1 protein-coding gene is annotated in these 634 nt (G+C 62.8%); it reads left to right on the top strand.

Going from position 1 to position 634, the window contains the following annotated elements:
• Positions 1 to 48: 48 nt before the first annotated feature.
• Positions 49 to 634 (top strand): IS30 family transposase (locus P0D89_RS53860; protein WP_408371470.1); only part of this gene is annotated, 586 nt, incomplete at its 3' end.

Consider the following 634-nt stretch of genomic DNA (forward strand, 5'->3'; position numbering starts at 1 on the left):
GCGCCATCAAATCTGAAGTGCAACACCTTGCTCGTGTAAGGTGTGCGAATGCAAAAAAGAACTTACCAACAACTGCAGCCCGAAGAACGCGTGACGATTGCAAGCATGAAGCAGCTGGGATCGAGTGTTCGGGCCATGGCCCGAACACTCGGGCGCTCGGCATCGACCGTGAGCCGCGAGCTGGCCAGAAACACCTGTTCTGCCGTGGGCTATGCGTCTGCACCGGCGCACGCGCTTAGCGCGAGTCGACGTGAGGCTGCGCGCCCCTGTCCCAAGCTGCACCCTCAAAGCGTGCCGTGGCGTGTAGTACTCACACTGCTGGAGTGGAAGTGGTCACCCCAGCAGATCTCAGGTACCCTCAAGCGGATGTGGCCCAACGATCCGACGCAGCACGTCTCGCACGAGACCATCTACACCGCCATCTATGCGCAGCCACGCGGTGAGCTGCGCCGCCAGCTTATCGCCTGTCTGCGCCACGGCCACAGCACGCGCATGTCACGTAAGCGCGGCACTGACCGGCGTGGCCAGATCCCCGACATGGTGAGCATCCATGTGCGCCCGCCCGAGGTCGACGACCGGGTGATGCCTGGTCACTGGGAGGGCGACTTCATCAAGGGCGCCGGCAACCAGTCTT

The sequence above is a fragment of the Paraburkholderia sp. RL18-085-BIA-A genome (genome assembly GCF_046027075.1).
Taxonomy (GTDB): domain Bacteria; phylum Pseudomonadota; class Gammaproteobacteria; order Burkholderiales; family Burkholderiaceae; genus Paraburkholderia.